At 34.9% G+C, this 21,166-nt stretch carries 19 protein-coding genes and 1 pseudogene; 12 read left to right on the forward strand and 8 right to left on the reverse strand.

The window, feature by feature from the left end:
- Nucleotides 1-4: 4 nt before the first annotated feature.
- The 3 genes from ACQH1X_RS07575 to ACQH1X_RS07585 form a co-directional block, all read right to left on the reverse strand.
- The gene (locus ACQH1X_RS07575; protein ID WP_353285334.1) at nucleotides 5-292 is read right to left on the reverse strand and encodes a BolA family protein; all 288 of its coding nucleotides are present in this window, start codon (nucleotides 290-292) and stop codon (nucleotides 5-7) included.
- A 79-nt stretch (nucleotides 293-371) separates the two neighbouring features.
- Entirely contained in the window at nucleotides 372-2,294 is a 1,923-nt protein-coding gene (gene dnaK, locus ACQH1X_RS07580; protein ID WP_265026431.1) for a molecular chaperone DnaK, read from the reverse strand.
- 87 nt (nucleotides 2,295-2,381) lie between these two features.
- Nucleotides 2,382-4,145, reverse strand: coding sequence for an Rne/Rng family ribonuclease (locus ACQH1X_RS07585; RefSeq protein WP_265034605.1), 1,764 nt, complete (start codon nucleotides 4,143-4,145; stop codon nucleotides 2,382-2,384).
- 149 nt (nucleotides 4,146-4,294) lie between these two features.
- Here ACQH1X_RS07585 and rpmG point away from each other — a divergent pair, with 149 nt between their 5' ends.
- Both rpmG and ACQH1X_RS07595 read left to right on the forward strand, forming a co-directional pair.
- Nucleotides 4,295-4,495 carry a 50S ribosomal protein L33 gene (rpmG, locus tag ACQH1X_RS07590; RefSeq protein ID WP_265026429.1) on the forward strand — a complete coding sequence of 67 codons (201 nt, stop codon included), beginning with the start codon at nucleotides 4,295-4,297 and terminating at the stop codon, nucleotides 4,493-4,495.
- Nucleotides 4,496-4,520: 25 nt separating this feature from the next.
- Complete coding sequence (locus ACQH1X_RS07595; protein ID WP_265026428.1) at nucleotides 4,521-4,796, forward strand: helix-turn-helix domain-containing protein; 276 nt, start codon at nucleotides 4,521-4,523, stop codon at nucleotides 4,794-4,796.
- A gap of 65 nt (nucleotides 4,797-4,861) precedes the next feature.
- Here the strand turns inward: ACQH1X_RS07595 and ACQH1X_RS07600 are convergent, their stop codons facing one another.
- The gene (locus ACQH1X_RS07600) at nucleotides 4,862-5,743 is read right to left on the reverse strand and encodes a zinc ABC transporter substrate-binding protein (RefSeq protein WP_425386155.1); all 882 of its coding nucleotides are present in this window, start codon (nucleotides 5,741-5,743) and stop codon (nucleotides 4,862-4,864) included.
- On the opposite strand from ACQH1X_RS07600, the gene ACQH1X_RS07605 reads away from it, so the two are divergent.
- Entirely contained in the window at nucleotides 5,735-6,475 is a 741-nt protein-coding gene (locus ACQH1X_RS07605; protein WP_425386156.1) for a metal ABC transporter ATP-binding protein, read from the forward strand. The two genes, ACQH1X_RS07600 and ACQH1X_RS07605, sit on opposite strands and share 9 nt — an antisense overlap.
- Complete coding sequence (gene ubiB, locus ACQH1X_RS07610) at nucleotides 6,472-7,902, forward strand: 2-polyprenylphenol 6-hydroxylase (protein WP_425386157.1); 1,431 nt, start codon at nucleotides 6,472-6,474, stop codon at nucleotides 7,900-7,902. The genes ACQH1X_RS07605 and ubiB overlap by 4 nt, the downstream gene beginning before the upstream one ends.
- Nucleotides 7,903-7,991: 89 nt before the next feature.
- Here ubiB and ACQH1X_RS07615 read toward each other — a convergent pair whose 3' ends face one another.
- The gene (locus ACQH1X_RS07615; RefSeq protein ID WP_425386153.1) at nucleotides 7,992-9,221 is read right to left on the reverse strand and encodes an IS256-like element ISWpi15 family transposase; all 1,230 of its coding nucleotides are present in this window, start codon (nucleotides 9,219-9,221) and stop codon (nucleotides 7,992-7,994) included.
- A 189-nt stretch (nucleotides 9,222-9,410) separates the two neighbouring features.
- A complete protein-coding gene (locus ACQH1X_RS07620; protein WP_064124828.1) occupies nucleotides 9,411-9,803 on the reverse strand; it encodes a TraR/DksA family transcriptional regulator in 393 nt (130 codons plus the stop codon).
- A 106-nt stretch (nucleotides 9,804-9,909) separates the two neighbouring features.
- Here ACQH1X_RS07620 and ACQH1X_RS07625 point away from each other — a divergent pair, with 106 nt between their 5' ends.
- The 3 genes from ACQH1X_RS07625 (at nucleotide 9,910) to ACQH1X_RS07635 (ending at nucleotide 14,830) form a co-directional block, all read left to right on the forward strand.
- Nucleotides 9,910-10,557, forward strand: coding sequence for a heme exporter protein CcmB (locus tag ACQH1X_RS07625; RefSeq protein ID WP_425386158.1), 648 nt, complete (start codon nucleotides 9,910-9,912; stop codon nucleotides 10,555-10,557).
- Nucleotides 10,558-11,660: 1,103 nt separating this feature from the next.
- On the forward strand, nucleotides 11,661-13,025 hold the full coding sequence (locus ACQH1X_RS07630) for an ankyrin repeat domain-containing protein (RefSeq protein ID WP_425386159.1): 1,365 nt from the start codon (nucleotides 11,661-11,663) through the stop codon (nucleotides 13,023-13,025).
- A gap of 299 nt (nucleotides 13,026-13,324) precedes the next feature.
- Complete coding sequence (locus ACQH1X_RS07635) at nucleotides 13,325-14,830, forward strand: type II secretion system protein GspD (protein ID WP_425386160.1); 1,506 nt, start codon at nucleotides 13,325-13,327, stop codon at nucleotides 14,828-14,830.
- 7 nt (nucleotides 14,831-14,837) lie between these two features.
- On the opposite strand, the gene ACQH1X_RS07640 is transcribed toward ACQH1X_RS07635, so the two are convergent.
- The gene (locus ACQH1X_RS07640; RefSeq protein ID WP_425386161.1) at nucleotides 14,838-15,803 is read right to left on the reverse strand and encodes an outer membrane protein; all 966 of its coding nucleotides are present in this window, start codon (nucleotides 15,801-15,803) and stop codon (nucleotides 14,838-14,840) included.
- A 67-nt stretch (nucleotides 15,804-15,870) separates the two neighbouring features.
- Nucleotides 15,871-17,106, reverse strand: coding sequence for a tRNA (N(6)-L-threonylcarbamoyladenosine(37)-C(2))-methylthiotransferase MtaB (gene mtaB, locus ACQH1X_RS07645; protein WP_265034594.1), 1,236 nt, complete (start codon nucleotides 17,104-17,106; stop codon nucleotides 15,871-15,873).
- A 361-nt stretch (nucleotides 17,107-17,467) separates the two neighbouring features.
- Here mtaB and ACQH1X_RS07650 point away from each other — a divergent pair.
- From ACQH1X_RS07650 to ACQH1X_RS07670, 5 genes and pseudogenes are all read left to right on the forward strand, one after another.
- Nucleotides 17,468-18,245 (forward strand): annotated as a pseudogene (locus tag ACQH1X_RS07650) (IS5 family transposase).
- A gap of 226 nt (nucleotides 18,246-18,471) precedes the next feature.
- A complete protein-coding gene (locus ACQH1X_RS07655; protein ID WP_425386162.1) occupies nucleotides 18,472-18,879 on the forward strand; it encodes a hypothetical protein in 408 nt (135 codons plus the stop codon).
- On the forward strand, nucleotides 18,876-19,373 hold the full coding sequence (locus ACQH1X_RS07660) for a hypothetical protein (protein ID WP_425386163.1): 498 nt from the start codon (nucleotides 18,876-18,878) through the stop codon (nucleotides 19,371-19,373). The genes ACQH1X_RS07655 and ACQH1X_RS07660 overlap by 4 nt, the downstream gene beginning before the upstream one ends.
- A gap of 93 nt (nucleotides 19,374-19,466) precedes the next feature.
- A complete protein-coding gene (proS, locus tag ACQH1X_RS07665) occupies nucleotides 19,467-20,735 on the forward strand; it encodes a proline--tRNA ligase (protein WP_425386164.1) in 1,269 nt (422 codons plus the stop codon).
- Nucleotides 20,732-21,112 carry a holo-[acyl-carrier-protein] synthase gene (locus tag ACQH1X_RS07670; RefSeq protein ID WP_425386165.1) on the forward strand — a complete coding sequence of 127 codons (381 nt, stop codon included), beginning with the start codon at nucleotides 20,732-20,734 and terminating at the stop codon, nucleotides 21,110-21,112. Before proS ends, ACQH1X_RS07670 begins: the two co-directional genes overlap by 4 nt.
- Nucleotides 21,113-21,166: the final 54 nt, after the last annotated feature.

The raw sequence follows: 21,166 nt of genomic DNA on the forward strand, positions 1-21,166 counted from the left end.
ATTTTTATTCTTTATTTTTTAAATTGTACTCGTTTTGCGTATACAAGTGAAGAGAAATTGCATGTATTAGCTCTATCTTACTCTTTAATAATTCATAGATCAATTTATGCCTTTTGAGAGTGTTCATTCCGATAAAGCTGTCAGATATTAATATTAGCTTGATATGTGAAGGTAGTGTTGAAGATGAAGCAAAATAATGATCAGCATGCTTTGCTGATTCATCGATAATGTTGATATCAATTACATCTATCGAATCGCGTATCTTTTCTTCTATCGTTTTAATAATATCCATAATGGCTCCTTTAAGCAACAATACGCTCCTCTTGTCATCCCAGTGTCACGCACTGGGATGACAGGAAAAGTGATCACAATTACTTATTCTCTTCTTTATTATCTATGTCTTGATAATCAGAATCTACTACTTTTTCTTCTTTATCATTTGGATTCCCTTCTGATGAAAAGCCATTTCCAGCACTATTTTGTTGTGAGGCATTATACATAGCTTCCCCAAGCTTCATAGAGATTTGAGAAAGGTTGGTAACTTTCTGCTGGATTGAATCAGCGTCATCAATGTTATCAGATTTACTCGCTTCTTTTAGCTCATTCAATGCATTTCCAATAGCAGATTTATCTTCAGATGACACTTTATCACCATACTCTGTCAGAGACTTTTCTGTAGAATGAACTAAACTATCCGCCTGATTCTTCACTTCAATAAATTTCTTACGCTTTTCATCTTCTTGTGCTTTTTCTTCAGCTTCTTTTACCATGCGATTTATTTCATCATCAGATAGACCACCTGAAGATTGAATGCGTATTTTTTGCTCTTTTCCAGTAGCTTTATCTTTTGCAGAAACGTGTGCTATTCCATTTGCATCTATGTCAAATGTTACTTCAATCTGTGGAACTCCACGAGGAGCAGGAGGTATCCCTTCCAAACTAAACTGACCAAGTAGCTTGTTATCAACTGCCAGTTTTCTTTCACCTTGATGCACTTTAATTGTAACAGCTGTTTGATTGTCTTCCGCAGTTGAAAATACCTGAGATTTTTTTGTAGGAATGGTAGTATTACGCTCAATAAGTGGAGTAAACACTCCTCCTAGAGTTTCAATACCAAGAGAAAGTGGAGTCACATCAAGTAGTAACACATCTCTTACATCACCTTGAATGATTCCCGCCTGTATTGCAGCTCCAATTGCTACAACTTCATCAGGATTCACTCCTCTATGTGGATCTTTGCCAAAGAATTCTTTAACTTTCTCTATGACTTTTGGCATACGAGTCATGCCACCAACGAGAACCACTTCGCCAATTTGACTAGCAGACAAACCAGCATCCTCAAGAGCTTTTTTACAAGGAGCCATAGTTCTTTCGATTAAATCATTCACTAAGCTTTCAAGTTTTGCTCTCGTTAATTTCATATTTAAGTGTTTTGGACCACTTGCATCAGCTGTAATAAACGGTAGATTTATTTCCGTTTCCATTGCACTTGATAATTCAATTTTCGCTTTTTCAGCAGCTTCTTTGATTCTTTGCATAGCCATTGGATCATTTTTCAAATCAATGCCATTACTTTTCTTGAATTCATCTAGTAAATAACTCACTATTGCGTTATCAAAGTCTTCACCTCCAAGATGAGTGTCACCATTTGTAGCCTTTACTTCAAAAACCCCTTCACCTATTTCAAGTATTGAGACATCAAATGTACCACCACCAAGGTCATACACCACTATTGTGTGCCCATGTTTCTTATCAAGACCATAAGCAAGCGCTGCGGCAGTCGGTTCATTTACTATTCTGAGTACATTTAATCCGGCGATTTTTCCTGCATCTTTTGTTGCTTGACGTTGAGAGTCGTTGAAGTATGCTGGCACTGTTATCACAGCATCTTTTACTTCCTCTCCAAGATAAGCTTCTGCTGCTTCTTTCATGTTTTGTAGTATAAATGCACCAATTTGGCTAGGAGAGTATTCTTTATTATCAGTGGTTTTAACCCATGCATCACCATTTTTTGCTGCAAACACTTTATACGGCACGTTTAGATTTTTCATTTCAGAATCACCGTATTGACGGCCTATTAATCTCTTAGTAGCAAAAAAGGTATTACTTGCATTGGTGGTTGCTTGCCTTTTTGCTGGAGCACCAATCAATTTTTCTCCTGATGAAGTAAATGCAACTATAGATGGAGTAGTTCTTGCTCCTTCTTTATTCTCTATTACCTTTGTGTCTTTGCCCTGCATTATTGCAACACAAGAATTTGTTGTTCCGAGATCTATACCTATTGCTCTTCCCATAATGAGTACCCCATTGTAAATATCATCTGATATAAGAATATATAAGTATAGGACTTATTAATTACAAGCCCAATTTAGGAGTTCTAATTAGTTATTAGAACTTAAAAGGCGCGAAAGCCACTTAGTCAGCCAAAAATTGCCTCGTAGTTTATTTGAATTATCAGCTTCTTCATTGCTGCTATCCCCAATTTGGTATCCAGAGTTCTGTAATGGCTTATAATCGTTTAAATTAACATCATCTCCTTGTTTTAAAACAAATGTATTTACATCTAAACTGTTATCAATACTGACGTTCAATGTAATATTAAACTCTTTTTCGATTGTAGAAACTGTATTCCGTTTATTATTAAAAATATGCGCTATAACTGCACTGTGCGCTACTAAATCAAAAGACTTATTTCGATTCTTATTAGCAATATGTTGTAAGTCCCTTAGTATCGATGCAACAATTACTTCGTTTGATTTTACTCTTCCAGTACCTTTGCAGTGTAAACACTCTGTAGTATTAATTTCTTGTATGTTTGGTTTGATTCTTTGTCTTGAAAACACCATTAAACCAAAGTCATTTATGTAGCTAAATTGAACCTTAGCTTTATCATCTTTAAACGCTTGCCTTATAGCAGACTCAACAGCTCTGCAATACTGATATTTCAACATATCAATAAAATCGACTACTATTAATCCTGATAGGCCCCTAAGATTCACCTGTCTTGATATTTCAGGTACTGCTTCCATGTTGGTTCTATAAGCTGTTTCTTCTATGCTATCTTCTCCTGTCATCTTTCCTGAATTTACGTCTATTGAAACAAACGCCTCAGTTAAAGTTATTATCAAAGACCCACCAGATGGCAATTCTACTCTATTGCTATATAACTCAGAAATTTGATCTTCAATTCCATAGTAAGTAAAGATCGGAACATAACCTCTATACAATCTATAGCGCAATTTACTACCTTTTAGTGCATTGTTAGCATATTGCCTAACTGCTTCAAAAGCTTCCTTTCCAGACACTATAACTTCTATACCATCGCTACAAAAATCACGAACAGATCTCATAATTACATCTGCTTCGTTGTAAATTAATGATGGAGCGTTTACAGAGAAGGCATTTTTCTGAATGTTCTGCCATAATGAGGATAAGTAATCGTAATCCTGCTCAATTTCTTTCTTACTTTTTCCTGAACCAACAGTTCTTACTATTAAACCTGATCTTTTTGGCAAGTTTATTAAATTTAGTATATCCTTTAACTGCTTTCTGACATTAGCATCTTCAATTCTGCGGGACACTCCACCTTTGCTCATGGAATTTGGCATGAAAACACAGTATCTACCCACTAAAGTTATGTATGTTGTAAATGAAGCCCCTTTATTGCCTCGTTCCTCTTTAGTTAGCTGAACCAATATTTTTTGATTTACTGAAATAACATCTTGTAATTTGTATTTTTTATATAAAGGTACCTCTCTTACAAAACCACTACCTGACTCGTTGACATTCTTACTAGCTGCAGAATCTGAAGAAATATTTGCTGGGGCTTCTTCTGTACAATCGTCATTTGAGTAGCTCTCAAAGATAGTTTCCTTTTCTTTTTCTGGAATATTGAAGTAATCTAGAGATATCTCAGAAAAAGACAAAAAACCTTGCTTATTTTTTCCATATTCAATAAATACGGCTTGCAAAGAAGGCTCTATACGCTTTATATAAGCAACATATATATTACCTCTTAATTGTTTTTTTTCCTTGAATTCTTGTTCAAATTCTACAACCTTATTATTAACTGACAAGGCAACTCTTACCTCATTAGAACAGGTGGAATTTTCTATCAACAATAACCTTTTGCCACTATTTGCCACTTATTTACCGTTTGCTTTTTATTCTGAAGTTAACTTTATGCTACTTAATGCACTGTTGATTGTCAAGAATTTTACGATCTGCATTATTCGGTTGACTTTTAGTGTTTTGCGTAATAAACTCGCATAGAATTTATTATATCATTATAAGTATGACGAAAAAAAATGCTTCTTTGCTTGTTAAGTTAGTCAGCACTGCAATCAAGACAACAAAAACTGGTGAAGAAAAATCAACTGGCTATTTTTATGTAAAAAAGCGTAATCCAAAAAAGCTCACCAGAAAACTGGAGTTTAGGAAGTATGACCCAGTAGTCAGAAGGCATGTGTTATTTAAAGAAGAAAAACTAAAGTAATTTTTTTATAAGGAATTTTATTATTATGCAAAATTTACAATTAAGTTATCCTATAATAGTAGAGTTGGGGGATGTAAAAGATACAAAACTGAAATTAATAAAGATCATTGCACAATTAATAAGTAAGCAGTACACAACACAGAAAAAAGCAGCAAACGCTCTAAAGATTGATCAGCCTAAAGTATCTCAAATCAATAGATCAAGAGTCGAAGGGTTCTCCTTAGAATACTTGCTTAACTTATTGATTGCATTGGGCCAAGACATAAACGTAAGAATAAAGCATAATTCTAAACCTGCATAATATGTAAAGGACAAATGGTAATTTAAATTGCAGAACAATAAAACGGTAAGCTAAAAGGGAGCTTATTACTCAACAAAACAAGACTTAAAATTTTGTGCAATGCTATTGATTATAGCTAGATATGCATCTTTTCCAGGCTCTATGTCTGATCCAATAGGATCAAGAACTACCATTTTTGCGTTATTAGAAAGGGCATTAGGCTTTATGCTATCTTCCTGTGAATGAGCAAATATACATTTAACGTTTTCTTCCTTCATTATCTTTTTTAGCTTCATTAAACTCTTCATACCTATGTAAGAATCCTCTTCTATAGAAAGAATGGCGCTTGGGTGATTTAAACCAAAATATTTTTCAAAATATTGATAAGCATCATGAGTGACGATGTATTTTTGATTTTTAAAATCATTCAGTTCTTTCATGATTTCTTTTACTTCTTGGTCTATTTTTTTTATAGCTTTTGTTGCATTAGAGTTGTATTGATGGGAATTTTCTTTATCTATGTTAGACAATGTTGCACTTATAAAAAGTATCATGCTCTTTGCATTTTCGGGACTCAGCCAAATGTGTAGGTCTTTTTCATCTTGAATATTAGTGATTTTTCTAGAAAATGAATGTGGCCGAGCAGGAAGTAGGTTGATTGCCTTTGACAATTGCACTAGTTCTTTATTATTTTTAGCGAAAGTTTGAACAAACGTCTCTAAGTTATCGTCAGTGTAAAATATGACATCACTTGATTCCAAATTACTCGCATCAGATGGCTTTAATATATAATTATGCGCAGATGTTGCATAGCCAAGCAATTCCGGTTCTAAAATCCCTTCTGTAACAGAAGCCACAAGTGAGTGGATAGGTTTGATTGTAGCTACAACTTTTAAATTGGATGAAAAAGCAATATTATAGTATAGTGTAAATGAAAGTAATAGAAAAAAAGTCAGTAAATGTCTCATATAAACGTTGAGAAGAAGTTAAATTTTGTCAATAAGTTAAATAATGTCAATAATCATGTTCTAAAAATAGAAAATCTTACTCTCACATATGATGGTAAAAGAATCCTTGACAATATCAATATGTTCATGGAAAGAGGAGACGTAATTACAATACTTGGTCCAAATGGTGGAGGTAAAACCTCTTTAGTGAAAGCAATTGCTGGCATAAATAAAAGCTGTACTGGTAGTATCGTATTTGCTGACAACATAAAAATTGGCTATATGCCGCAAAATTTTAGTGTTAGTAATTTGATGCCAATAACAGTTGAATATTTCCTTTTAAATAGCTCCTTGAAAAGACCAAAGAAAAATCAATCCATTATTACAGAAGCGATAGAGTTGGTTGGTATCGGTAACATTTTGAAGAATCAAGTGTTAGAAATTTCTGCAGGGCAAACACAACTACTACTGCTTGCACGTTGTTTAATCGCAGAGCCTGACTTGATCATTCTAGATGAACCAGTTAGTGCAATGGATATTAACGCACGGGCTAAGTTCTATGATATTATAAGCAAAATAGCAAAAAACCGATTAGTGTCGATTCTTATGACTTCTCATGATCTTAACTCTGCTCTACCATGCTCAGATTACATAATTTGTATAAATAATACTGTCTACTGCCAAGGTAAGCCTGGTGAGATTATGAAGAATAAAACCCTAAATGAAATCTTTAGCAGTTACGCAGCGAAATGATTCAAAATATTTTGCGTCTTCTGCACATAACTACAGTGCTGACGCGTTACAATATATTACCTTATTTACTTCCACCATCAAAGAAATCAATAAATAAGATACAAGGCCATAAACTAAAGCGTGCTCTTGAAAAATTAGGTCCGGTGTTCATTAAGTTTGGGCAGTCTATCTCATCACGTACTGATGTTTTAAATGAGGATATAACAAATAACTTATTATTGATATGTGATAGATTGCCATCGTTTTCACATAAAATAGCAGTTAAAACTATAGAAAGTGAGTTTAATTGTAAATTGAGCGACATTTTTTCAAGCTTTTCTGAAAAGCCAATTGCAGCAGCATCGATTTCTCAGGTGCATAGAGCGGTTACAACTGAGGGTAAAGAAGTTGCTGTGAAGGTTTTAAGGCCAAATATTGAGAAAACATTCTCAAGGGATATAAAGATGCTTTCTTGGCTTGCGGAAATTGCAGAAAAATTTAGCGAACAATCAAAAAGGCTGAAGCCGATTGAATTAGTCAAAACTTTTGCTGAAATTTGCCGATTAGAGTTAGATCTACGTTTTGAAGCTGCTCACTCTTCGGAACTAAAGGAAAACACAAAAAATGACAGAGGTTTTTACGTACCTGAAGTAGATTGGAATAGAACTTCGAAAAAGGTTTTAACATTAGAATGGATAGAAGCAACGCCAATATACGAAGTTGAAAAACTGAATAATCGTAAGCAAATAGCTATCAACCTTATAGAATCGTTTTGTAATCAGGTATACAGGGATTGTTTTTTCCATGCTGATATGCATCCTGGAAATCTAATGGTTGATAGTAATAACAATATTATTGCCCTGGATTGTGGAATCATGGGTAGAATAGATCGTGAGACATGCTATTACGTTATAGAGATACTCAAAGGCTTTTTAAATCGGGATTATGATCACGTTGCAAAAATGCACTTTAAAGCTGGTTACGTTTCATCACAGCATAGAAATTTTGTCACAGCTTGCAGGGCAATAGGTGAACCCATTATTGGGCAGCCTATACAGAAAATTTCATTTGCTAGTTTACTTGCTCAGCTATTAAAAATAACGGGTGATTTTGATATGAAAGTTCAAACACAATTGTTATTGCTGCAGAAAACTATGATTTTACTAGAAGGGACATGTAGAAAGATCTACCCAGAAATCAATATGTGGAAAGTAGTTGAAGCGTGGATAAGCAGTCAACATGAAAGTAAAATAGGGTATAGGGAAAAAATTAGAAGTTCTTATCCCATAAAAACAATCCAAGGGATATTTAGCCTTATAGAAAAATTAAACCTAATAGCTGATAAAAAATTAGAAAACATCCAAGTTAAAAATAAATCAAATGGAAAAGTCTATTTTTTACTGTGGTCTGTAATTATAATTCTAATCGTTAAATTTTTAATTTCTTAAACTATGGGAAAAAACTGCGTCAAACCCAATTTTTAATTCAACTTAATTTTTAATCGGGAGTGTTAAATAAACTGTGTCAAACCGCATTTTTAGTTCAACTCAATTTTCAATCTGCCAGGAAAGAAAACATCAAGTTGAGAGATAGTTAATGCCCAATCATGTACAGGCATCGTCCACTTTTCCTCTGCCTTCTTTATAGCACAATATACCTGCTTATACAAGGCATTTATGCTGGTAAATGAGCCTTTGGTCTTAGTGAATTTCCTAATTTGCCTATGTAGCCCCTCTATGGGATTGGTGGTGTAGATTATCCTCCTAACTGGACCAGAATACTTAAAATAACCAGACAAGTTTTCCCAATTATTCTGCCAAGATTTTATAACCATAGGGTACTTTGTGCCCCATTTTTCATCCAATTCCAACAGATAATTCTCGGCAATTTCCTTGCTTGAAGCTTGATATACCTTCTTTAAATCGCTCAAAAAACTCTTCGCATCTTTACTGGCCACATACTTCAGTGAGTTGCGTATCTGATGCACTATACACATCTGCACTTCCGCATTAGGAAAGACACTGTTTATAGCTGCAGGAAAGCTTTTTAGCCCATCAACGCAGGCAATAAGGATATCTTCTACTCCTCTTTCTTTGAGGTCATTTAACACTCCCAACCAGAAGTTAGCTCCTTCACTTTCAGCCAAATAAAAACCTAATACTTCTTTTTTGCCATTTTGATCTATGCCTAATATGTTATACATGCATTTACTTACGCAATGCCCGTCCTCTTTGACTTTAAAAAACATGCCATCCATGAAAACTATCGGATATACAGACTGCAGCGGGCGACTACGCCATTCGTTGATTACTGGTAGCAATTTGTCAGTAATACTTGATATCTCTGCCGCCGATATTTTGTGATCATAAATTTCCTCAACATGTGACACTATATCTCTATAGCCCATACCACTGGCAAATGTGCTCAAAATCTTCGTTTCAAGCTCTGGATGTAAGTTTGTTTGCCTTTTTTTGACTATTTGTGGTTCGAAACTTCCTTCTCTATCTCTTGGTGTTAATAGCTCTGCACTTGTACGTAAAGTTTTTGCATTTCTCCCATTTCTTCGATTATTCTCTTCGCTTTTAGCCGACAAGTGGTTTTCTATTTCACCTTCCAGGCTTACCTCCAGCAACTTTTTTATAAACGGTGTTAATGCTCCATCTCTTCCTGTCAACGGTCTTCCTTCTCGTATAGACGACAGGATATTTGTTTCTAATTCTTTATAATCTACCAAACCGGTAGTTCTGTTTACTACTTTCTGACTCATTGTCAAACCTCCATTTTTTTATATCAATTTATTACTTTTTTTTCGGTTTGACACAGTTTATTTAACACTCCCTTTTAATCTGCAGGAGTCGAGTTGAGAATGTCCAATTTTCCACTTTCTTTATAGCATAACATACTTTAGCGCCTCTTGCTCCTCTTGAAGTCCAATGGCTCACCACTTATGTGTAAATTAATCGTTAATGTTGTACACGTTCTTTTCTTTTTCTACTCTCTCTTGCTCTTCAATACAATATATAGCAAGCGGATTAGCTTTAAGTCTTTCGACTCCTATTTCTTCTCCTGTTCCATCGCAGTAACCATAAGTGCCTAATTTTATTTTTTCTAACGCCTCCTTAATTTTTTCTTTTCTATCTTTTCGACGCTTGATTAATTCCTCGTTTCCACTATCTCCATCAGAATAGTATGTATCAATACTATTCTCTTCTAGTTCTTGTTTCTCCAACTCAGCGAGTATTGATTGTAACTTTAAGCTGAAGTATTCCAGTTGTTTTACGCTCATATATTCTTCATCTTCTGAAGGAGTGTAATCTTCTGGTGACTTTATTTTTGGTAACTTTTCCATAATTGCATTATCAAAAAAATAATAAAACTTATATAACTTATGAACAAAAAATTATACTACCTCAAAGTAAACACTATAATTTATAATAAACATTTAAAAGCCTAGTATGATCGACCCAGTAAAAAAATTAGTAATAAATGATAAGAATCTTACCTATATAGTATGTATTTTCATTATAATGTTAAGTTTATCTTCATTTACACTTGAAAACAACAATAAACAAGAAGTTATGCTAACATTAACATGGATATGTGCTACATTTGTTTTGCAGATCTCTACAAATAATTTGTTTACATCTGATTATCATGATGGAATATTAGAGCAAATCTTTGTACAGCCACTCTCTTCTAGGCTTATAGTTGCTTATAAAATTTTCGCTCACTGGTTATTATTTGGGTTACCGATTTCAGTAATTTCTTCCATATTCAGCTTTGCAGTTCTAGGCAATAGTATTGAACACTCAATAGCAGTTGGAGTGTCTTTATTATTTAATACGCTGATAATCATTAATATTTCAGCTACTGGAAATGCATTGATGATTGGTCGAAACAACTTAGCATCAGGAGTATCGCAAATTCTTGTTTTGCCAATGATAATGCCAACCTTTGTGTATTTTAAAATGCTAACTCAATTTGAAAATTTGTCCTTGAATATTTATACACTACTAATCACCATCTTAGTTTTTGTCATTTTGATTGTCAACAGCACTGTAACTACTCACATGGCACTAAAATTTGCTGTGGAACAGGATTGAAAAATCTTACTGTTATTCAGTAGACTTCTTGCATAACCTAGAAAAAAGGCAAATAGTTATTATAGATTTAGGTTTACCGACAATTTGAAAAACCTTCATTCCAGCACCCTTCCCTATCATCCAAGTAGCCCTTCGTTGTCATCTCAGTGCCCAGAAACTGGGATCCAGGAAACTTAATTGCAAGTAATGCATTGGGTTTGGTGAGTATGGGTTTTGCGTTATAGAATGAAGCACTTTTGGTGAATTTGTAAAGAAAACTGGATGCCAGTGTCAAGCACTGGCATGACAAGGTATAAACCTTATCGTCATGCCACCGCGAACCGTCATACCGCCGCGGTATCTCTAGATCCCGCTAACAAGTAGCGGGGTGACGAGGCTTTATCGTCATGCCACCGCGAACCGTCATACCGCCACGAACCGTCATACCGCGATTCATTCGCGGTATCTCAGCCGCTAACAAGAGATCCCGCTAACAAGTAGTGGGATGACGGTTGTCGTTTAGCCATAAATATTTAAGAAATTTACCAAACGAAAAAAAAGGCAAAAGAAGCCCCATGGTGGTTGGCTATTTACTATGTACTAAAATATCGGCGTTTTTTTATTCTAAAACGCTTGATTAAGAGCGATTTAGTTACTTTTAACTTGCAACTAACCTACACCGCAAGTGTTTAAGAAATTTACCAAGCAGGAAAAAAGGCAAAGAAACCCCGTAGTAGCTAGCATTCAAATTCTCCCTTGTCAATTTGACGTTTTTTGCTGTCTTAAACGCTTTGTAAGCGCGTTTCGGCTTATATAGGTAAAAACCCAGAAATTTTTAAAGACATGCGATGCACGTAGTGCGAAAAATTAAACATGAGACGCCAAATACCCTAAGTTTTTTGTCATTAACCTGCACAGATTGCGAAGATAAATAAATAGCTTCAGTTTCATGATAAGGGGGCTGGCGGAGGGTGTCAAGCAAGTTTTTCGTTTTTCAACGCGCTGCCAAAAGTTTGTTATGCAAGAATGCATAGTATCCTAGCCATTTCTCACAGATTCATTTAAACTTAATCAAGTAGGAGTATTATTAACGCAAAAAGGGTTCAATTAGAGACTTAAGTAATATGGCGCGTGAGGAAGATATAAACCAATTAGTAGAAAATGGATTTGATATTAACTCAAAAGATGCAAGTGGAATCACTCTCTTGCACAAGTTCACAAAAGAAGGTGATTTAGTTGGAGTAAAGTCATTACTAGAGCACGAAGCTGATTTCAATGTCGTAGACAATGAAAATAGAAACCCTCTGCATTACGCCATTATGCATGGACACAAGAAAGTTGCTAAACTTTTTGTTAATCAACTGACAATTAATTCCAAGGATAAAAACGGATTCACTCCACTGCACCTTGCTGCACTACAAGATGACACGGAATTAATAGATTTTTTGATAACAAAAGGCGCAAAAATTAATGAAAAAGATGCCAAAGAGGGCTATACTCCTCTTCATATAGCTTCACTATACGGTTCTAAAAAAAGCGTCCAAATTTTAATTGATAGCGGAGCAAATCTCGAATGTGAAGATAACAATTTTCGTACTCCTTTGTTTTTAACCATTTATCAATGCACCGCACATTATGACAGCAGAGCAGAAATTATAGAATATCTGATAAAGAAAGGTGCAAATATAGAAGCAAAAGATGCAGAAAATAACACTACGCTTTTCCTAGCAGCGTATAACAACAAAATGCAAATAGTAAAGCTTATTGCAAAAAGACAGCAAGTAAGTAACGATAAAATTAAACTTAAAGAGTTTTTTTGCACAAAAAACAACCATGGTTTTGATGCATTAGATTGCGCTATTGAGCATAATAATAGAAAAATGGTAACATTTCTTGTTTCAAAGGGAATAGAAGCAAACGATCAAGATTTTAATGGTAATGCCAGGCTGCATAAAGCTAGCCATAATGGTAACACTAAAACAGTTAAGCTCTTATTGAAGCTTAAGGTAAACATTAATGCTGTTACTAAATGTAACAGAACTCCCTTGCTACTGGCAGTTAAAAAAGGCCATACAAAAATTGTGAAAATGTTATTGGAAGTTAGAGCCAATATGAACATTTGTGAGCAACAAGGTTTTGCACCTCTACATCTTGCTGTTCAAAAGGATTATTTTGATATAGCTCAGCTGTTAATAGAAAAAGGTGCAGACCTTAACATTAAGTGTAATAACGGTCATACCGCAATAGATATGTTCATTAGCAAGGCTCATAGCAAAAAAAACATCGAAGAAAATTACAAAAAATTTTGTAGATTTTTGATGCTTTACCTGAAAGAGCTACATAGTAAACACAAAGCCTGTTGTATACTTTCAACCCTAGCTCTAAGCTTAACAATTATAGGCTTACCATTTATTTTCAAGCCTATTATTAAATATAGAGAAAGAAGTAAAATATATAAAAAAACTAAGGCTATGCTGGTCTACATTTAAGTACAAGATAAAGTGTGCAAAGAAACATATATAGCTATACCGCCACGGCGCTAACGAGTAGCGGAATGACGAGTTACTATACCGCCGCGAACCGTCATACCGTCACGGTATCTCTAGATCCCGCTAACACGTAGCGGGATGACGGTTTTTCAAATCGTCGGTAAATCTAAGTCAGTTTAGCTATAGCCAGTGTAGGTCAAGCTAATATATGACAATTATCTGCTCGATGAAAACGAAATTAAATACATTTTTAATATTTTCATAGAAATCTATTAGTATAGATTTTGTATGCTGTTCTAATGGCTATTTTTAAATGCTTAATACTCCTCTTCATTATTTCTTGCACACACCTGCCTACTAAGCAACATCTCACTAATATAGACAACGAAGATCATCATGATATAGGTGGGCACGATTATTCGTTGCAACAATATAACACCTCTTTGGAGATTAATGAACCGGCAATACCAGAAATTATGCCTTTACCAATAGAGTTTCCTGATCTCACGACCAGTAGTCAGCTTATTTCTATTAATGTTAGTGAAGAAGTATCAGTAAAAGATTTGCTGATTGAGATAGGAAAACTTTCTGACGTTAACTTGGATATGGACCCAAAAATATCAGGTAATATTATTTTAAAGCTAAAAGATAAGAATATAAATGAAGTAATTCAGAGTATAGCAAATAGCGCCAAACTGCGTTACTCAACAAGTAATGGTGTAATTAGAATTGAGCAGGACTTGCCATACACGCAAAATTATTACGTAGACTTCATCAATATTCAACATTCTGCTCAAAGCAGTTTCGTCATTAGTAACAATATTACTAACAGTGATGGAAGTAACGTTGATAGGGACTATAACAATGTTATGAAGTCTCAATACAGTAGTGACTTATGGAATTCATTAGAAAAAGGCTTGAATGCAATAATGGATGTTAACGGGGTGGATGATGGCGAATTCCTTTCATCCAACAGAGAAGCTGGTGTTATTATTTTGAATGCTAGAAAAGATATCCACAAAGCTGTTGAAGAATATATTAATAAGGTTAAGAAGTTAGCGTCTTCTCAAGTAATGATAGAGGCAAAAATAGTTGAAGTTGTGCTAGATGACAAATACCTTTCTGGTATGAACTTAAATGACTTATACGATGGAACTAAGTCTATAATAAATCAAGATAACTCCATTATTAACCTAGCAATGAACTTTGGTGCGAATGATCTAGGAGATTTAGTAAAAAATTTAGACAAATTTGGCACTTCAACTGTAATTTCAAGCCCCAGAGTACATGCTATAAATAATCAGCAAGCGATGATTTCATTTACTAAAAACCATATTTATTTTACTTCCGATATACAAAAAGATACTAGAAACTCTAATCAGACCTTAATTACCAAGATGAATAGCGTCCCAATAGGTGTTGTGCTAATAATCCACCCAAGCATTAACATTGATACTAGTGAAATATTCATGGATATACATCCAACTTTATCAAGAATTAACGGCTACACTAAAGATCCAGATATAGAGTACGTCGCACAGCAGAGTAAAATGAAATTAAATAGCGACATTCCAATTGTTGAAATCAGAGAAATGAACTCTATGTTAAAAATTAAGAGCGGTGAAATTATGGTAATCGGCGGGCTTATAGAACATAGAGAAGATAAGCAAAGCTCATTGCATCAGAAGTCAAAAAGGCTAGCGAATAATATTAGAACAGTAGAAACTGTCATTTTTTTAAAAGCAACAATCGTACCAACATTTGGTTTGTTAGATAGAAAAGATAAGAATTTATATATATATTAAATCATTACTAAAAATTAAATATCAAACCAGCTTCAATATTGTGAGTAGATATGTCATCTGCAACAGGTATCGGAATGCTAAAGTAACGATAGCCGAGAAAGGTTTTGACTTCTGGGATTATTGAATAATCAACACCAAATTTTATTTGATAAGCAAACCAAGGAACATTGAGTGGCATTGAATTTTGGGGTGACCCATTAATCCTTTTTAATCTAAAAACTGTTGGTCCTATACCAAGACCGATGTACGGAGCAAATTGTGTACTTTGAATGTTGGGATTATAATAAAAATTTAATAAAAATGCAAACACACTTGCTGATTTATCAAATATCGGAGGAGAATTACTATCTTCAATATTGGCTCTAGAATACATGGCTTCAAAATCAACTCGGCCATTTTCCTCAGCATAGTAACCTAAAGATACGCTCCTAAGCCACTGGAAATCAATTTTACCGTTAAACTTCTGTATACTATTAATTTCATCTTCGAATTTCCCTTTTATATACCCTATTATCATTTGTTTTATAATGTTACTCTCAGCATCTGTATCGATTAAACTAATAAACCATTGCCCTATTTCTCTAATGCCCTTTACAAATGTTTCTGAACTATCATTGTATATCTTACCGCCGTTAGCACTAACATAAAAATCAAGTTTTTTTGATTTTTCTTTTGTAGGCTGCTCATTATCAGCTTGATCTGCAATACGTGACCACATATTTTTCTGATCAGCTACTTGGAGAATAGAAGGTTGCTTAATAGGACTACTTTCAAGTTCTTGATATTTTAAATCATTTATTAGTATTTCTTTTTCAGTAACCTCTTCAGAACGTATTACACTTTCATTATTGTCTGTTTCTAATTTTAAGGGTTGTACTTGCTCAATGTGTGTACTATTACTAATATAAGTAATAAAAAAATAGACACATGGAATGAAAATTAAAAATAAAGCAATAGATATTTTAGTTATCACAAATGAACCCATAATTATCATTTATAGTATAACTACTATATCATATATTTCTTTAATGTACAAAAAATTAAGGTAAGATACTTCCGATTAGATAATTATTTTCCACTCTTTTAACATTAACTTTCACAATACTCTTGGCTTGAGCTTTTGATTCAAGCTTTACTAATGCAAAATTTTCTGTTCTACCGATATGATTTTGCTCAACCAGAACACTTTGTTCAGTGCCTATCAAAGATTGATAAAAGCTACTCATCATTTCTCTATTCATTTCTCTTAAATTTTTTACTCGTTCTTTACGCACATTCTCTGGTACTTGTGGCATTCGTGCAGCAGGTGTATTCTTCCGCTCTGAATATGGAAAAGCATGTAGGTAAACTATATTTGTTTTTCTCAGTAAATCAACTGTATCCTGAAACATTTCATCAGTTTCTGTTGGAAATCCAGCAATAATATCAGCGCCAAATGCTATATTAGGCCTCAAGCTCTTCATTTTATGACAAAATTCTATCACTTGTTCTCTGTTGTGACGACGCTTCATTCTCTTTAGTATTAAATTATTACCAGATTGTAGACTCAAATGTAAATGAGGCATAAGTCTTGACTCATTAGCTATTAAATCCATTAATTCGTCGTCAACTTCAGCAACATCGATAGAGGAAAGTCTTAGTCTCTTCAACTCTGGTATATCTTTTAAAACTCTCCTAATCATTGAACCAAGTGATGGCTTACCCAACAAATCTGTACCAAAGTCAGTAATATCAACACCTGTAAACACTACTTCTTGATATCCATTTTCTATAAAGATCCTGATTTGCTCTATAATACTGTTTATTGGCACAGATCGATTATTCCCTCTTGCCTCAGTAATTGAGCAAAATGTGCAGCTATGATTACAACCATTTTGAATTTCAATAAATGCCCTTGATTTATCTTCAAATCCATTAATTAGAACAGGTTCTGACTTGTTTGCTTGGTTATCACTGACTAAGATTTTATCATCATTTAGTAAGTAACTTTCAGCTTTTAGCTTATCTTGATTACCGAGCACTTTACTTACACCAGGAATATCACTATACGATTCAGGATCCAACTGAACAGCACAGCCAACTACGATAATTTCTTTACTTGGGTCATTTTTATAGATCTTACGTATTTTTTGCTTTACTTGACGTTCTGCTTCGTTTGTCACTGCACAGCTGTGCACCACAACAACATTTTCTCTCTTTGCTTTTTTTAATGCTTCTTTGATTAACTCACTCTCGTAAAAATTTAGACGACAACCAAATGTTATCACTTCATTCATGCTAGTATTCTTTAGACCTTACAATTTAAATTATATCAAACATCCAAGCAAAGTCATTAAGCCTCTTGCATGACCATTGTTTTGGTAGATAAATGCTATGCAAGCAGCGGACACTGGTTTTCATCCAAGAGGGTGTCATCCAAGTAGCCGACACTGGGATGGCTTTGTTGCATAGCAACGTAAGTTTTTTCCAGAGTAAATAATTTTATGCGACTATTTCAAATTTAGGCATACCAATTGCAGTAAATTTGTTCATTAAGTAGCATTTAATAAGTAGTTCCTTCTCTCTATTTGTCTCAGAGACTGTACATGATCTCAAGAAAGGAATAAACTAAGAGATAGTGTATATAAATGAGGATATATGAGGAGTTTATACCCAAGTGACATAAGTCGAGAAAAGTTTGAGATTATTGTAGCAGATCTGGAATCTTGCAGAAAGAAGACAAAACCAAGAACACTTGATTTATATGATGTATTTTGTGGGGTGCTATACGTCTTAAAAAGCGGCTGCCAGTGGAGAATGTTACCAAAAGAGTTTCCAAAATGGCGCAATTGTTACGACTATTTTAAGAAGTGGAGTGAAAAATCAGATGTAAATAAAGAAAGTGTTCTGGAGCTGGTATTAAAAAAAAATAGTTGGCGTGGTCCGACAAAACAATGGTCGGAAAGAAAAAACCAGCTTCTGCATAATTGATGCACAAAGTGTAAAAAATGCAGATACTGCTGAAGAAAAAGGCTATGATGCAGGCAAAAAGATTTCAGGAATAAAACGCCATATTGCAGTAGATACGCAAGCATGCAATTTATATAACGACAGCAGAGATAACTGACCGTAGCAGTGCTGTGAGAATGGTCGAAAATGCAAAAGAAAACCTCTCGAGAGTAAAAAATGTACTGGTTGATGCAGTGGAGAGAATTTTGCAACTCAAATAAAAACGATTATTGGTGCAACCGTTGAAGTGGTAAAAAGAAATGAATTACATTCCTTTGTTGTGTTGCCCAAAAGATGGGTTGTGGAGCGATCTTTTGCTTGGTTAGAAAAATGTAGAAGATTGTGGAAAAATTGTGAGCGGAAACTCAACACTAGCCTGCAAATGGTCGTTCTTGCTTTCACTGCTTTACTCCTTAAAAGATTATGAACAGGCTCTTAGCAATTTTTGCTGTTTCTGCAATTGTTGCACTGGTTTCAGTGATATGTCTTATTAGACTGGCCGTTTCTAGAGCTGGTGATAAAAAAAAATAGATCTTAGTGGAGAAGAATCCGGCCATACTGCATCTCAAGTACCACAAGAAAAGTCTGTTAAGCAAGATAGTGGATCACAGATAAAAGTTGATAGTGGTACTAGTTCGCAGGATAAATCAAGTGTGCCTACTTCCCCTTCACAGCCTCCGCAAGCACGTGATACAGCACTTTCTCAAGTACCACAAGAAAAGCCTGTTAAGCAAGGTAGTGGATCACATATAGAAGTTGATAGTGGTACTAGTTCGCAGGATAAATCAAGTGTGCCTACTTCCCCTTCACAGTCTCCGCAAACACGTGGTACAGCACCTCCTCAAGTACAACATAGTGTACCACCATCCCCTTCGTCTCTATCAAGTGGTGCAGTACCACCACCACCTCCTCCACCGCTTGCTCCAAATTCAAATGGAACTCCTTTGCCAAAAAAAGCTAATAGTTCTAGTATGTCTGAAGGTAAAGTTAATGGTGGTGCTAATCAAGAAAATCCTAGAGATGCTGTGTTTGCACAGATAAGAAAAAAGGTTTTAATTTGAAGCATGTTGAGGAAGATACGCAGCAAGTGCAGCCTACTATTGTAAATCTACCTGTTCTAAATCCACTTATTAGTGTTCTTAATACGATAAGAGAAGCCAAGGCACCCTCAGAGAGTGGAAGTGATCATTCTAATAGCTGGGTAAGTATTGAAAATGGACACGAACAAACAGAGCCAGAGCAGGCAGAAAAGGAACAGACAAAACACACAAATCCCCCATTAAGCAAGGAAGAAGGAAGCGGGGGTTTTGACAGTGGTATAGGATCTAGAGCCACATCTCCGTTATATTCTGAACAAAAGACAGAGGAGTCACCGGTACCACCAAGTTCGTGTGTTGGTTCACCTTCTACAGCACAAGTGAATAATGTTAACCCGGTGAATAATGAGGTGCAAGATCCATCTACTCTTCCTTTGAAGGATCGCATAACAAAGTTTGGTGGAGAAGCGTTGCAATACCAAAAACAATTTGTTGTACAAAGATCACAGGTTTTATGAAATGGTCAACCACGCACTTCCCTTCCTTTTCAAAATAAGTTTACCTACAGATCTGATTGTATTAAGATTGTTTAATACAATCGGGTCTATTATATGCGTTTATCCAAATATTATCTGCCAACTCTAAAGGAAAAGCCTGCTCATGCTAAAATTATCTCCCATCAATATTCTTTACGTGCAGGTTTAATAAAGCAGATAGCATCTGGCATCTATACGTGGTTACCACTTGGTCTCTTAGTGCTTAAAAATATTGGAAACATTATCAGAGATGAAATGAACAAATCCGGTGCTATTGAAGTGTTGATGCCTTGTGTGCAACCGGCAAGTCTTTGGCGAGAATCAGGGCGTTACGATGATTACGGCAAGGAAATGTTGCGTATAAAGGATAGGCATGAGGAAGACATGCTTTTCGGTCCAACGCATGAGGAGGTGGCAACTGATTTAATTAGAGATGTGGTAAAAAGTTACAAAGATTTGCCACTTTGTTTGTATCATATCCAGTGGAAATTTCGTGATGAGGTAAGACCACGTTTTGGTGTTATGAGAGGCAGAGAATTTCTGATGAAAGATGCGTATAGTTTTGATGTAGATTACGAAAATTCACTGAATTCATATAATTTGATGTACAAAACTTACATAAAAATCTTCAAACGCATGGGACTTACTCCAATTGGAGTTCGAGCTGATACTGGGCCAATTGGAGGAAATTTAAGTCATGAATTTCACATATTGGCAAACACTGGTGAGAGCACTTTATATTATGACAATAAATTTTCTGAACTACTAGAGAGTGAAGATATTGAAAATCTGAAGAGTATATATGCAGTTGCAGATGATATGCATGATCCTAAAATTTGTCCTATACCGCAAGAACAGTTAAATGTTAGTAAGGGTATTGAAATAGGGCATATTTTTTACTTTGGCGACAAATATTCAAAACCAATGAATGCAAAAGTCACCGCACAAGATGGAAAAAATGTCAATATACATATGGGTTCGTATGGCATTGGGGTTTCAAGGCTTGTCGGTGCAATAATAGAAGCTTTTCATGATGATAAAGGAATTATCTGGCCGGAGGTGGTAGCTCCTTTCAGAATTGGTTTAATCAATTTACAAACGAAAGTAACGGAGGCTGCAGATAAAATATACAAAGCTTTGAAAAGCGATGAAGTGCTTTACGATGATACGGAAGGAAGTGTAGGAGTAAAATTTTCTAGAATGGATCTGATAGGCTTGCCGTGGCAAATAATTGTCGGAAAAAAGGCAATAGATGAAAATATAGTTGAAGTAAAAAATAGAGCAACTGGAGAGGTAAAGGAAATGCAAATTGAGGAAGCAATAAATCGCTTTAGCACAAAATGATACGTGGTATCGGCACTGACATAGTATATATACCAAGAGTATTGAGAATATTACAAAAATACGGGGAAAAATTTCTCAATAGAATCTACACTGAAAAAGAAATAGAGCTAAGTAGAAAGTATAATAGTCAAGAAATGCAAGCAAGGTATTTTGCTAAACGCTTTGCTGCAAAAGAAGCTTTTGTTAAAGCACTAGGCAGTGGTCAGGGTATTATAATGAAAGATATAGAAATATACAATGATGTAAGAGGCAAGCCGTATCTTACCGTTGGCAAGGATTTTATCTCAAAGGACTACATAATTCATCTTTCTCTGAGTGACGATGGAGATTATGCTACTGCATTTGTTGTAATTTGCGTCTATAGCTCACACAGATAAAGTTTACTCTTTTGTCATCCTATGGCTTGACCATAGGATCCAGTCTAAAAAATC

The organism is Wolbachia endosymbiont (group A) of Barypeithes pellucidus (assembly GCF_964030885.1).
Lineage (GTDB): Bacteria > Pseudomonadota > Alphaproteobacteria > Rickettsiales > Anaplasmataceae > Wolbachia.